The sequence below is a fragment of the Parasutterella muris genome (assembly GCF_943193095.1).
Classification (GTDB): Bacteria; Pseudomonadota; Gammaproteobacteria; order Burkholderiales; family Burkholderiaceae_F; genus Parasutterella; species Parasutterella muris.
Window position 1 is genome coordinate 12,774 of record NZ_CALPCV010000016.1, and the last position, 13,693, is coordinate 26,466.

The 13,693-nt window shown below is 51.8% G+C and carries 13 protein-coding genes; 2 read left to right on the forward strand and 11 right to left on the reverse strand.

The features are described 5' to 3' along the window. The first annotated feature begins 59 nt into the window (after positions 1-59). Entirely contained in the window at positions 60-509 is a 450-nt protein-coding gene (locus NFR90_RS07075) for a DUF6978 family protein (RefSeq protein WP_251451813.1), read from the forward strand. After that, a complete protein-coding gene (locus NFR90_RS07080; RefSeq protein ID WP_251451815.1) occupies positions 481-1,266 on the forward strand; it encodes a DUF1828 domain-containing protein in 786 nt (261 codons plus the stop codon). The genes NFR90_RS07075 and NFR90_RS07080 overlap by 29 nt, the downstream gene beginning before the upstream one ends. Positions 1,267-1,370: 104 nt before the next feature. On the opposite strand, the gene NFR90_RS07085 is transcribed toward NFR90_RS07080, so the two are convergent. The 11 genes from NFR90_RS07085 to truA all read right to left on the reverse strand — a co-directional run bounded on the left by NFR90_RS07085 (position 1,371) and on the right by truA (position 13,688). Then, entirely contained in the window at positions 1,371-1,712 is a 342-nt protein-coding gene (locus NFR90_RS07085) for a cytochrome c3 family protein (RefSeq protein ID WP_160335721.1), read from the reverse strand. Between the two features lie 62 nt (positions 1,713-1,774). Then, positions 1,775-3,493: an FAD-dependent oxidoreductase gene (locus NFR90_RS07090; protein ID WP_160335722.1), complete on the reverse strand. Its 1,719-nt coding sequence runs from the start codon at positions 3,491-3,493 to the stop codon at positions 1,775-1,777. A 130-nt stretch (positions 3,494-3,623) separates the two neighbouring features. Continuing rightward, positions 3,624-4,997 carry an FAD-dependent oxidoreductase gene (locus NFR90_RS07095; protein ID WP_251451817.1) on the reverse strand — a complete coding sequence of 458 codons (1,374 nt, stop codon included), beginning with the start codon at positions 4,995-4,997 and terminating at the stop codon, positions 3,624-3,626. Further along, positions 4,994-5,620, reverse strand: coding sequence for a response regulator transcription factor (locus NFR90_RS07100; protein WP_251451819.1), 627 nt, complete (start codon positions 5,618-5,620; stop codon positions 4,994-4,996). Before NFR90_RS07100 ends, NFR90_RS07095 begins: the two co-directional genes overlap by 4 nt. Then, positions 5,617-7,365 carry a sensor histidine kinase gene (locus NFR90_RS07105; RefSeq protein WP_251451821.1) on the reverse strand — a complete coding sequence of 583 codons (1,749 nt, stop codon included), beginning with the start codon at positions 7,363-7,365 and terminating at the stop codon, positions 5,617-5,619. The genes NFR90_RS07100 and NFR90_RS07105 overlap by 4 nt, the downstream gene beginning before the upstream one ends. 106 nt (positions 7,366-7,471) lie before the next feature. Beyond that, entirely contained in the window at positions 7,472-8,971 is a 1,500-nt protein-coding gene (purF, locus tag NFR90_RS07110; protein WP_160335726.1) for an amidophosphoribosyltransferase, read from the reverse strand. Between the two features lie 27 nt (positions 8,972-8,998). Then, a complete protein-coding gene (locus NFR90_RS07115) occupies positions 8,999-9,514 on the reverse strand; it encodes a CvpA family protein (protein ID WP_160335727.1) in 516 nt (171 codons plus the stop codon). 1 nt (position 9,515) lies between these two features. After that, positions 9,516-10,622: an SPOR domain-containing protein gene (locus NFR90_RS07120; RefSeq protein WP_251451824.1), complete on the reverse strand. Its 1,107-nt coding sequence runs from the start codon at positions 10,620-10,622 to the stop codon at positions 9,516-9,518. A 13-nt stretch (positions 10,623-10,635) separates the two neighbouring features. Continuing rightward, positions 10,636-11,916 (reverse strand): bifunctional tetrahydrofolate synthase/dihydrofolate synthase, encoded by a 1,281-nt coding sequence (gene folC, locus NFR90_RS07125; protein ID WP_251451827.1) that lies wholly within the window; start codon positions 11,914-11,916, stop codon positions 10,636-10,638. Between the two features lie 59 nt (positions 11,917-11,975). Continuing rightward, on the reverse strand, positions 11,976-12,851 hold the full coding sequence (gene accD / locus NFR90_RS07130; protein WP_160335730.1) for an acetyl-CoA carboxylase, carboxyltransferase subunit beta: 876 nt from the start codon (positions 12,849-12,851) through the stop codon (positions 11,976-11,978). 63 nt (positions 12,852-12,914) lie between these two features. Then, the gene (gene truA / locus NFR90_RS07135) at positions 12,915-13,688 is read right to left on the reverse strand and encodes a tRNA pseudouridine(38-40) synthase TruA (protein ID WP_251451830.1); all 774 of its coding nucleotides are present in this window, start codon (positions 13,686-13,688) and stop codon (positions 12,915-12,917) included. Between the last annotated feature and the right edge of the window lie 5 nt (positions 13,689-13,693).

Below are 13,693 nucleotides of genomic sequence, written 5' to 3' on the forward strand. Positions count from 1 at the left end.
CGAGTTGCTCTTGCACTACACGTTGACGCAACAATCGACAAAATCAATAGAAATTTAAGATGAATGGGCTTGAACAAGGATTAGCTGATTATTTACTTAACCTTCCAAAGCATTGCGAAGAAAAAAACTTAGCAGAGTTTCCTTCAACCGGCGGAAAAGTTGAACTCGATCTTTTTTCAAACGATCGAAGGGAGAAGTTTATTTTGACTATAAGTCAAAAGAATGTTGTCCTTTATTACACCTTCCAGACAAGAGCAAGAAATTGCTATGTTCTGGCAAGGCTGGATTATGGCGCTCCTCACTTAAATCCGGATGGAACGAGAATAGGCTCTCCTCACCTGCATATTTACAGGGAGGAATACGGTGATAGATACGCCATAGAATTACCAAAGGAGATCTTTTCAAAAAAAGAAAATCCTATACAAACATTCCAAGATTTCTTAAACTTTTGCAAAGTAGTTGGAACTCTGCCATTTGAATATGGATTCGTATTTAACCCAGAACAGTGAAATAGAAAGTCTTATCGATAAGTATTATCGATGGCTCAAGGAAAACACTCTTGTAAAGTCAGTTCAAGGTGTGACGGAAGTCACTACGCCTTTTTTGAATAGACACAACGACTTTATCCAATTGTATGTAGTAGGTGCAAACAGTAACACTTTCACTCTCTCAGACCTTGGATCAACAATACAAGATTTAGAAATGTGCGGATGTGATGTTTTAAAGGGACATCGCTTTACTCTTCTAAACCAAACGTTAAACGGTTTCGGTGTAAAACTTAAAGGTCAGGAACTTTACGTTGAAGCACAAAAGGAAACCTTTTGTTGGGCAAAACATTCCTTATTACAGGCTGTGTTATCCGTTGACGACCTCTTCTATTCGGCCAAACCAAATGTAGAACCCTTCTTCTTTGAAGATGCTGCAGCCTGGTTGGATTCCTTAGGTATTCGATACACACCAAGGCTCTCTTTAGTCGGTCGGTCTAGATTCCAAAACTACTTTGATTTCGCAATTCCGAAGTCTAAGAATGCCGGAGAAAGACTTATCAAACTTGTAAAAGATCCTACAAATGACGCCGCACGTTTGGCGCTGTTCTCTTGGGCTGACACCAAAGCTCAAAGGGGGGCATCGGCAAAATTCTATGTCATTTATAGAAATTCATCGACAAAAGACAACTCTAAATTTAGAACGGCGCTCACCAGCTATGATGCCATTTCTTTCCCATGGGATGAGAGGGATCAATTCTCGGAGGCTTTAGCCAATTAATCCCTCGCTCCGAGCCATCGAACAGGAATCCGGACATGAAAAAAGCTCTGTAACAGGAAGTATCACAGAGCTAAGTCCTACAAGGAGGGAAAAATCATCTATCTTTAGGGAACCTTGTACACAAAGTTATGACAGCCGCCGCAATAGTTCACTCCAGCCTTGTGGCCTTTATGACATTCTGAGCACGGAAGCGCGCCTTCATGCTGAGCGTGAGGATTAACTTCATAGCGGCCTTCGGTTTTTTGGATCATCGCGGGATAGTCTCCGTGACAGGTCGCGCAGACATCCAGGTCTCCGGAGGTCTTGACCTTATTGTCCGGAGTGTGGCAGGACTCGCATTTCATCCCGCGGGCGACATGGCGGTCAGCTAAAAATTGTCCCTGCTGAGCCTGAGCAGTCAGGCAGAAAAGAGACAGGATCATGGCGGAAAAAGCAATGAGGCGCATATTCTTTTTATCCTTGTTTAGAGCCTCGGGCTATTCGCCCGAGGCTTGATTACAGCTGCGTATTACAGAGTGGTGTCCGGAAGTCCGGCAACATTCTTACCGACGTGACGGCCGTAAACCAGACATTCTGTCAGGTTGCCGCCGCCCTGATAAACGAACTTCAGTGCGGATGCGATTTCACCGACGCTGTAGAGGCGCGGAATCGGTGTGCCGTCCCAGGCCAGAACGCGTCTGTCGCCGTCAGCAAGAAGACCGCCCTTAGTGTTCGGGCCGCCGGCAACAAGCGGCATCGCATAGAAGGGACCCTGCTCGATCTTGCCAAGCGTTGCGGGTCTGCGGCCAAAGTCGGCGTCCTTCTTGTCGTCGCAGAACTTGTTGAACTTCGTGACTGTCGTGGTCAGATTTTCAGGGACCATGCGGCCTTTGTTTTCCGGATGGTTCTTGATGAGATTGGCGAGTTCCTCAATGCTGTTGGCTTTGAGAATCAGACCGGAAGCGATCGGTTTTTCATTCTTTTCGTCCCAGTCAACCAGACCGTAGCCGACAACGGAGATACCCAGGCCGACGAGCGGTTTGGAAGCGCGCAGTTTTTCATCGAAAATCATCCAGGACGGAGTTCTCGGATAGGACAGAGAGTTAATGTCGAAGTGAACCGCGGCTTTGTAGAAGAAGTAGCGGCTCGGATTGTCCGTCACCTTGGTTTCTGCTTCATAACGATTGCCGTAGTTGTCAACCACGATGGAGTTGGCGGAACCCACAGCCGGAGTAATGGAGCCAAGACGCATGCCGTTGCAGCGAACCTGAGTCGGAACAATCACGCGGGCAGCGGACTTGCCTGCTTTCTGCAGACCGGCACCTGCGGCCATACCCATAGCGATACCGTCGCCGGTGTTGGATGTCGTACCGTAGAAAGCCCAGCCGTCAACGCCCGGACCTTCAAGGAAAGCCTGACGCATCGGTTTGCTGTATTCGTAGCCGCCGGAGCAGAGAACGACCGCTTTCTTGCCGCGGTAGAAGACCGGTTTGCCGTTATGCATGGCTTTAACACCGACCACTTCGCCTTTGGCGTTCTTGAGCAGTTCAACAGCGGGAGTTTCCCAAACAACCTGAATCTTGTCGCCCTGCTTCTTGACGCCTTCTTCCAGGCAGCGCCAGAAAGCTTCACCGGAGCTGGTTTCTTCTTTCGGGCTGTCAACCGACTTCTGATTGAAGTTCTTCATGCGCTTTGTATATGTAGCACGATAGGCATTGTATTTGCACTCTTTAGCGCCGGGGAAATTTGGGAAAGAAGCCTTGTTGAAACCGGGCTGGCTGCCGCCGATAAAGGCCGGATCAAGAGACTGGAGGAAGTCCAGGTTCGAGGGAGAAAGATCAGCCCAGATCTGAGCCAGAACTTCAGAGTATTCAGGGATTTCGCCTTCTTCTTTCCAGTCAATGTTTTCACCGGAGAACATCGCCTGAGCGTAATCCTTCAGAGCTTTCGGATCACCATCTTTGAACGGGCAGTGGAAGATACCGCCGGACATGCGGGTGTTGCTCAGATGATGGTTCTGGGGGTTCTTTTCCAGAATGATAACTTTAGCGCCGTTCTGAGCGGCAACGATACCGGTAGTCGCACCGGCGCCGCCAAAGCCGACAACTACGACATCAGCTTCACCGTCCCATTTTGCGGGAAGGTTGGCTGCGGGTGCGGCAAACGCAGGCGCGACAGCGGCAGCTGCAGCACCGGCTACGGCACCTTTCATAAAGGAACGACGGGAAGCGGTGATGGATTTTGTCATTGATTTCTCCTTGAGATGCGTACCCAAAATGGGCCGCGATGAGAAAATTTTAGTTTTTGCGGCTGTTTTCCCTCAACAAGCAAACGGCCATTGACAGAATCAATTCAATGCAACAAAATTAAAGATTCAATTAAGAATCCTTAAGGATCGATTCCGCGGCGATTCTTCCAAAACAAACGGCGCTGTTAATGCCGTTGCCGCCAAGTCTGTTTTTCCCGTGAAGGTTGCCGATCATCTGTCCGCAGGCATACAAACCGCTAATCGCTCGATGCGCACCGAGCACACGTGCCTTTGTGTCGATCGCGACGCCGCCGAGCGTAGTATGAATTTTAAAAAACACCCTCACGGCCCAATACGGCGGCTTGTTGAGTACGCCGCGTTCCTGAAGCTCCGCGGCTGAGGCTATCAGATGATCGGGGTTCACCTGCAGCGCCTCGGCTAGTGCTTCCAAAGTTTCGCGGCGCCATGAACGACCGCTGTAAAGCCCGCGGTAAAGACTCTTTCTGCGAGCCAAACCGATCCGCTCCACCGCATCGGAATCGGCGATCGTAAAACAGCGCCGAATATTTTTGCTGCGGTAAGCGCTAAAGATCTCGGACCTCGGACTCGTTTCCTCCACGAATCGGTTGCCGTTCTCATCGACAAGCATCACGACGGTCGGATCATAATCAAGCCGAACCTGCTCCGAGCTTTCCTCAATACCGCCCGGAACGCATTCGATAAACTCCATATTTCTCAGATGAGCGCCAACACTTGAAGCGGTATAAATCATTTCTCCTGTCGCTCCCGGATGGCTGTCGCTCCCCATTTCAGCAAAGAGCGGAGAGGACTGAGCCAGCATCTGACGGTTCGCACCGAAACCGCCCGAGGCAAGCACGACTCCGCGGTTGGCAAAGAGCAGACGCTGCTCTCCGCGGTACGTCACTCGAATGCCAACCACCCTGCCCGTTTCATCGTCCGTCACAAGACCGGTCACCGCGGCAGAAGTGCGCACATCCACGCCCTTTCTCAGACAGGCGTTGGAGAGTACCTGCACATAGCCGGTCCCCGAAGGCTGAAGCGGCTTGTAGGAGCGTCCCCAGAGGCCTCCGTAAACCAAGTGCGGAACCGGCAAAAATTTCATACCCTGAGATTTGAGCCATTCAAGCGCGGCGCCGCAGCTTGCCGCATAGACCGAAACGACATCCTCATCCGCGTATCCCGCGGCCGATTTCAGGATTTGCTGCTTAAAAAGCTCCACACTGTCTTCTCCGCGCTTTACCGCTTCATCGGTCACCGCGTTGAAGTAGCCGCCGGAATGCAGCGTATCGCCGCCAAGAAACGCCATTTTCTCAAGCAGCGTGACCTTCAGACCGTATTCCCTGCAGCTGAGCGCGGCCGTAAGGCCGCCGGAGCCGCCGCCGACAACGATCACATCAGAGTACTCCTGCGGCAGGTTCCCTCTGGCCAAAGCAGAAAGCGGCAGGCACATTAAACCGGATTGCAGCAGCAGTCGCCGTTTCATAAGAGACCCTTGTAATGATCCAGATCATGCAGAAACGCTGCCAGCTCAGCGGCGTTTTCCACTTCAAGTTTGTCGTAAACACTCGCTCTCTGTGAGCGGACCGTACGCTCGGAAATTCCTCTTACCCCGGCTATGACCTGATTCGTGAGTCCCTTGGCAACCATTCGGGCGTTTTCTTTCTCGGCTTCCGTCAGCTGATTCCACTGCTGCATCAGCGCTCGTCCGAAAGCCTGATCTTTACGATTGGAAATATTGAGCTCGATCGCCGATTCAATTTCTTCAAGCAGCGTTTCAAGTTTGGGCGGCTTAACGAGGAAGTTTTTTGCGCCTTTATGCACCGCCTGAACCGCCATCTCAATGTCTCCGTGCGCAGATAGGAAAATAATCGGAAGATCGATTTTGAGCCGAATCATTTCGTCCTGCAGCTCCAGCCCCGACATGTTCGGCATACGAACGTCCAGCACCAGACAGCCGTCAATCCTGTTGTCGTCGTTTTCTAAAAATTCGGCCGCGCTGCTGTAGCAGACAACTTTGAGTCCTGCCATCTTTAAAAACATGGACTGTGCCGTCAGAACGGTCGCGTCATCATCCACTAGCCTGACAATAGGTTCACTGCGCATCATTCTTTCCTGTACTTTGAAAGCAGGAGAACCGCTTCGAGCCCTCCGCCTTTAACTTTTCTAAATTCCAAGTGCCCACCGTTGGACTCTGCCATTGCGGATGCAATCGCCAAACCCCAGCCCAGTCCGTCCTCTTTCGAGCTGTAGCCGATCTGTCCGATCTTTAAGAAATCTTCATCTGATATCTCGGGACCGTTGTCAATCACGGAAAGGCGCCAGCGTTCAGGCTCCTCCTCGACTTTGATGAGGATCTTCGGACGCCTGACCGCAGAAGCCGAGGCTGACGCATTCTTGATGAAATTCACGACAATGAATTCAATTTCAAACGGATCCGCCTGAATTTCACAGCCCTTTTTAACTGTGCTGACGATTTTTATATCTCTGCTGTAGCGCAGAACGCGGTCGACAATGTCTTTCAGATCGCACACCTCAACCGTTTTCTTTCGCGCCTTAGCGTAACTGCGGACGTGTTCGATAATGCCTGAAGAGCGCTCAACCTCGGATTGAATCGCATCAATGATTTCCTTGGCCGGCCCCTCGAGCATGCCTTTTCTGCGCAGAAACATGACGAGGCTTCCGGCATAGTAGGAGATATTCGTGATCGGCTGCTTGATTTCATGCGCGAACATACTTGAGAGCTGCGACACAATGCTCATGCGCTCCATCGAATCTACTTTGATCTTATTTTCCTGAGCTTCCCTATGGAAACGTTCCATTTCAACGAGCGCATACCGAAGCTGAGCCGTTCGCTTTTTCACCAGCCAGTTGATGTAGATGCTATGTAAAACCCAAAGTGCAAGCAGCAGAAAACCGATCAGCAGAGGATAGCGATAGTGGGCAAGAAACGCGTCTAAAGACCAGATGCTGACCGGCTTAAAAGGACCGATTTCCAGCTTGCGCAAAAGCTGATAAGTCGGCACGAAATCATTGGCGACCGTCCACTGGAAATCCTGACCTTCGTCAGGCATCGTGAGCAGCGCGACTGCCACTTTGCGGGAAATACTCGAAGGAACCCCGGGCAGCGAAGAAAACACCGCATCCGGGTACAAGTCCGTGCTTTTTGCGCACCCGAGATGACTCTTGGATTCATTCAGCACTCTAAACTCGCCCGGGCGCACTGCGCCTGAAATAATCAGATTTTCTAATTCACAGGCCGCGAGCACGCCGATTTCCGCGGCTTCAGCCCGAATGAGCGCGACCACGTCCGGATATAAGTGATGGGACTCCACCACGCGCCGGAAAAATTTCTCCGGATTGCCAAAGCGCGCAAGCTCCCCTTTTGCGATGAGCCAACCGGGAAAACTGTCGGCGGAAGTGACCGCGACCACCTTTCCCTTGGCGTCGGAAAGCTCCTTGATCTCACTGCTCGTCGGAACAATAAAAGCGGAAGCGACTGTATGACTGACGTCAGGCGAGGACTTAGGTTCACGCGTTGCAACCTGATGCGCGCCCTTGGATTCCATCAGAGACACGTAAGTCGAAGCCGAAGAAACAATAAAGCCCGGCTCAAATTTCCTGATATCTTCGTCCACGCGTTCCGGATTAATTTCAACGATTCGGAAATCAAATTCGGGCAGAGACTTAATCAGATGATCAATCGTCGGAGAGTAGGTATAAATATAAAAATCCGGAGCGAACGTATCGATCAGACCGATCGTCACGCTCGGTTTTGCACATGCGTCAGCTGCTGCGGCAAGCATAAAGACCGCCGCAAGGACAAAAGTTTTTATGGTTTTTATCGCTGGCAAAATATTCTCCGATTGAAAAATATTCTAGCCAGCCGAGCAGGACTTTAGTATTGATAAAAACGTTAAAAAGAAAAGGAGGCCGAAGCCTCCTTCTGCAGTCTCGGACTTAGTCTTCCGACTCCGCTTTTTTCTTCTGCTGTTTGCTTTCGAGTCTTTCTCGCTCGAGTTCAGCGATATATTCGGGTGTTACATCACCTGTAACGTATTTCCCGTCAAAGCACGAGCAGTCAAACGCCTTGATATTCGGGTTAAAGTGCCCGACGGCATCAATCATCCCTTCGAGCGTTTGGTAGACCAGCGCGTCAGCGCCGATTTCCATACGAATCTCTTCGGTCGGACGATTGTCGCCTGCGATCAGCTCCGAAGAAGTCGGCATATCAATGCCGTAAACGTTCGGATAGCGGACGGGAGGCGCACCGGAGGCGATAAAGACTTTTCTTGCGCCGCTCTGGCGAGCCATACGGACAATTTCCGTAATCGTGGTGCCGCGAACGATCGAGTCGTCAACGAGCAGGACGTTCTTGCCGACAAACTCCACCTTCATGGCGTTCAGCTTCTGACGAACGCTCTTTTTGCGGATCGCCTGACCGGGCATGATGAAGGTTCTGCCGACATAACGGTTCTTAATGAAACCTTCGCGGTATTCCAAACCGAGGGCCTTAGCAAGCTGAGCCGCGGCAGGACGGGAGGAATCGGGAATCGGCATTACGACATCAATATCCTCAAGAGGAATCTGCTTTTTGATTTCCTTGCCGAGGTTTTCGCCTAAACGAAGACGCGCGTCATAAACCGGAATTCCGTCGAGAACGGAATCAGGACGAGCGAGATAGACGTACTCAAAAATGCAGGGATTCAGTTCTGCCTTTTCCGCGCACTGACGCTTATGGATCTTTCCAAGCTCGTCCACCCAAACCGCTTCGCCGGGCGCCACGTCGCCAAGCAGCGTGAATTCGCTGCCTTCAAGCACGACGGATTCACTTGCGAACATGTATTCGGTCGTACCGTCTTCGGCGATGTTCGAGCCGATGCACAGAGGACGAATGCCGTGCGGATCGCGGAAGGCGATCATGCCGTGACCGGCAATGCAGGCGACCACTGCGTAGGAACCTTTAAGGCGTTTGTGCATGCTTGCCACCGCGCCAAAGAGTGCGTCTTCTGTCAGGTGGTTGCCCTGAGTCGTGTTCTGCAGTTCATTGGCAAACACGTTGAGAAGCACTTCAGAGTCGCTTGTGGTATTGATGTGGCGGCGATCGAGCTCATAAAGCTCTTTGGCAAGCTCTTTCGCATTCGTCAGATTACCGTTATGCGCGAGCACGATTCCGTAAGGCGCGTTGACATAGAAAGGCTGAGACTCTTTGTTGCTTGAAGCGTTGCCCTGCGTCGGGTAACGGACCTGGCCGATACCGCAGTTGCCAAGCAGATCCCGCATGTTTCGGGTTCTGAACACGTCCCGCACCAGTCCCATGCCCTTATGCATATGGAAGGTCCGATTTTCCACGGTACAAATACCGGCCGCGTCCTGACCCCGATGCTGAAGCAGCAGCAGTGCGTCATAGAGACGCTGGTTCACAGGACCGGACGCGTACAGTGCCACGATTCCACACATTGTCTTATCTCCAAAGGATTAAAAATATTATTCTTTACGCCAATCCAAAAGGCTCTGAGGAATATAAGGAGAGAACCACACGATCCCCTTTTCCGCTACGGGCACCAGAGCAGAATTTTTCCACCACGGCTGTGTCGAAAGAAAATGCGACGTGCCGCCGATGAAAACCAAAAGACCGACAATCAGTACCCCGCGAAGAAAACCAAACAGGCAGCCAAGCAGACGGTCCTCTGCTCCAATCGAAATGGACGCTAATAAATTACGAATTATTTTACCGATTAAGCCAGATACAAAAACGCATCCGATCACAATCAGGATCACCGAGACGAAAGTACGGACCATCAGACCCATATGGTTCTGGAAAGGAAGCACCTCAGCAAGCGCGGCCGAATAGTAGATCGAGATAAAGAATGCAGCGATCCAGCCGACAAGAGCGAATATCTCTCTGACCATTCCTCGGCTGACGCCAAGGAGTGTCGAGATCACAATGATGATGACAAACAGCCAGTCGAGTTCGCCAAGACCAAGGGAAGAAAAATCCACTTTATTTCACCTGCAGAACCTTTCCGGCGCTGAGACCGGCCATACCTAACTTAGCGCTTGCTTCCGTTGCCGCGTTCTTTGTCTTATAAGGGCCCGACTGAACTCTCCAGATCTTGCCGTTCGCGGTTGAGACCGGAGAGAGGAACGCGTTGACACCGGCCTTTTTCATGCTGTTGACAATCTGCTGGGCCTTGTCCTGATTTGAGAGCGCGACCACCTGAATGTAGAACTGTCCTTTAGGCATCGCCTTGGGCGCTTCCGGTTTAGCTTCAGGCTTCTTAGGCTCAGGTTTCTGAGCTTCCGGTTTCTTAGCCTCGGGCTTCTTAACTTCCGCTTTAGGCGGCTCAGGCTTTTTCACTTCGGCCTTAGGCGTTTCCGCCGGTTTCACCTCTGCCTTCTTGAGCTCAGGCTTCACCGCAGGTTTTGCGCTCGGCTGAACCGCGTTCTGCTGAGGCTGCTGAGGCTCAGCCTTGGAAGCTTCAGCCGCATCATGCGTAATCGCAGAAGGAATCGTGATCTTAGAGACTTCAACAGTATTTTCTTTCGGAATTCTCAGGGGAATCGTTACATTTGCGGGCGGCGGCTCTTTATCAAAAAGCAGAGGAATCGCGATCGCAGCGGTAACAAGAAGCACCAGAGCGCCGACAAAGCGGCGTCTTGCCTTAATCCATTTCTGTTTCTTCGCAAATTCCGCGTCCGCCTCTTCCTGTCTACGGTTTGAATCGAGTTCCGGCTTACGTCTGAAGAGCGGCGGTTTCTTTTCGGCTACCGGCTTTTCAGGTTCAGCTGCCTGCGGCTGGGGCTCGCTCGGCTGCTGAGCGGGCGCGCTCGCAGGCTGGGGAACTTCACTCGGCTGAGGCTGAGGCTGCGGCTGAGCGGCTGCCTGCGTATCCTGATGCTTTGCAAATACCGCCGGGTAAGTTACAAACTCGCCCTGAGACGCTCCTCTTTTTCCGGGAATCTGAGCTTCAGACAGCGGAATCGATTGAGAGCCGAACATCGGCTCATCGGAAAACTTAATCGGTTGAGTGGAGGGAGCTGCATTTTGATCCATGCCGGGCTCAACGTGTTCCGTCTTCGGAGCTTTATCTTTTTTCCAGAACTGCATTCAGGTACATCCTTTAATCTCGGCCAACGGGAACCTTCAAGTCTTCAATTGCGGAGGCAACTGTGAGGAAGGATCCGAAAACGGTTATTTTATCAGTCCCGCCGCGCTCGTTGACGGCTGTCTCCAATGCGGTCTTCACATTGTCAAAAGTCCTGATTCTCTCGGCAAGCACGCCGCTTTCCTCCAAAAAGGCCTTAAGATCTTCTGCTTTTCCGCCTCTCGGTCCTTCTAAATCACACAGATACCAAACATCAAACGTGTTTTTCATGATCTCGCAGACCTGCTTTCTGTCTTTGTCCGAGAGCATCCCGAACACAGCTGCTTTTGGTCCCGGAATCTGCTGAAGCGTTTTAGCAAGCTCTTTGGCCGCATGCGGATTGTGGCCGACGTCGAGATAAATATCAGGCTTCGTACTCACTTTAGAGAAGCGGCCGGTGACTTTAGTCGCAAGCAGCGCCGCGCAGATCGAGTCACGTCCGACTTCAAGGCGGTCGCTCACGCACTGCAGCGCTTCAATCGCACCGCTCGCGTTGGAGAGCTGATGCTCTCCCGGCATGGTCGGAAGCGGAAGATCCTTCAGTTTTCCTTTTGAGCCGACAAAGTCCCAAGTGTCTCTGCCCGGAACGTGTATCGCAGCAAAATCTTTGCCGCGCACGAGCAGTTTCGCGCCGATTTCCCTCGCATAGTTCACTAAGGACGCAGGAGGGTCGTCGTCAGCGCAGACTGCGGATTTGCCGGGACGGTATATATGCGCTTTCTCCCAGCCGATTTTGTCTCTTGTTTCACCTAAGTAAGCAGTGTGGTCAATGCCGACACTTGTGATAATCGAGACCGTGGGCTCAATCGTGTTGACCGCGTCAAGTCTTCCGCCCAAGCCGATTTCCAGCACCAGCGCATCCGGCTTTTTCTCCATGAACAAGAGCAGAATGCCAAGAAGCGTGTATTCGAAATAAGAGAGCGTCATTTCGCCTCGAGCCTGCTCTACTTTTGAGAACATGAGCATCAGGTCTTCGTCGCTGGCGTCTTTGCCGTTCAGGCGTACGCGCTCATTAAATCGGATCAGATGCGGAGAAGTGTGCACCCCGACGCTGTAGCCCGATTCCAGAAGCGCCGACTCTAAAAAAGCGCAGGTGCTTCCTTTACCGTTTGTACCGCCCACTGTAAAGACGGGGCAGTCAAAATGAATCCCGAGGCGCTTGATCATTTCATTCATGCGCTCAAGTCCGAGATCGATGGTCTGAGAATGCAGCTTCTCGATGTGAGAAAGCCATTGATCCAAAGTATCAAAATTCATTGTTTAGTGCCGCAGAAAAAACTTAAGGACCGCCTGAAGCGGTCCTTATCAGAAACTCGTTAAATGATGGAATCAGCCGATTCTTTTTGGAAAAGCGCAATGAGTTTCGCAATCTCCAATTTAAGGTCCTTACGTTCGACAATCATGTCAATCGCGCCCTTCTGGAGAAGGAACTCGGCTCTCTGGAAGCCTTCGGGAAGCTTTTCGCGAACGGTCTGCTCAATAACGCGAGGGCCGGCAAAACCGACCAGGGCCTTTGGCTCGGCAATAACAACGTCGCCCATAAACGCGAAGCTAGCGGAGACGCCGCCCATTGTCGGATCGGTCAGAACAGAAATAAACGGCAGACGGTGCTCGGCAAGCTTTGCGATCATGCCGGTCGTCTTAGCCATCTGCATGAGCGAATTGAGACCTTCCTGCATACGTGCGCCGCCGGTAGCCGTAAAGCAGATGAACGCGCAGCGGTTGTCAATCGCGTACTGAACCGCCTGTACAAATCTTTCTCCGACCACAGAACCCATGGATCCGCCCATGAACTTGAACTCAAAAGCCGCGACAACAGCGGGAATGGAGTGAATGGAACCGGCTTCCACCACGAGAGCGTCTGTCTCTCCGGTGGCAGACTGAGCCTGCTTCAGACGATCCGGATACTTCTTGCTGTCCGTGAAATTCAGCGGATCAATCGAGCGAACGTCCTCACCAATTTTCACGCGGTTTTCCGGATCCAGAATCATGTCAATGCGGTCTCGCGCGCCGACACGCATATGGAAATTACATGTCGGGCAGACATTCAGGTTCGCTTTCAGCTCCTGAGAGTAAAGCGTTGTCCCGCAGTTTGTGCATTTCGTCCAGACGCCGGTCGGCATGTCCTTTTTGGCGCTTTCGCCTTCCGAACGCTTGATCTTTGGCGGGAGCAGTTTTTCAAACCAGCTCATGATGTTGTCTTGTCAATTAAATTCGATTGATTTTAATCTAAGTTTTCGCTCAGCGCTGACCGCTTAAAAAGGAGAATTGCCCTCAGCAGGCAGTCCGAACTTTTCAGGATAGCCGACGCCGGCAAGATAGAGTCCGGAAGGATAGAAAGTCGGAGCGGCTGCCTGTCGGCTGCGCGCCTCAAGCACTTCCCCCATCCACTCAACCGGTCTTGCGCCCTGTCCCACATAAACCAGACAGCCGACGATGTTGCGCACCATGTGATAAAGAAACGCGTTGGCCTTGATATGGACTCGGATCATGCGCCCTCTTCGCTCAACGTTTAGAAATTCAATGGTTTTGACAGGCGTCTTGCTCTGACATCCGACCGCTCTAAAGCTGCTGAAGTCATGCTCGCCTAAAAGCAGCTGCCCTGCTTCGTGCATTTTGACTTCGTCAAGCGGCCTAAAAACCCAGCCTGCGCGTCCTGCCAAGAGCGGGGAGCGAACCGGCTCGTTGGCGATCCAATACTCGTAAGTACGGCTCACAGCTGAAAAGCGCGCATGAAACTCTTCAGGAACAACTTTCGCCCAGCGAACCGCAACTTCCGAGGGCAGATACGAATTAAGCCCGCGAATCCAGGAAACCTCTTTTCGGTCGGCTTCCGTATCTAAATGAACAACCTGTCCGCACGCATGAACCTTCGCATCGGTTCTTCCCGCGCAGACAGCCTTAATTTTTTCACCCGTAAATTGAACAACGGCCGACTCGAGGTAGTCCTGGACTGTCTGTCCGGACGGCTGGGTTTGCCAGCCCTCGAAATATCGGCCGTCGTACTCGAGTCCTAAAGCGACTCTCATGTATT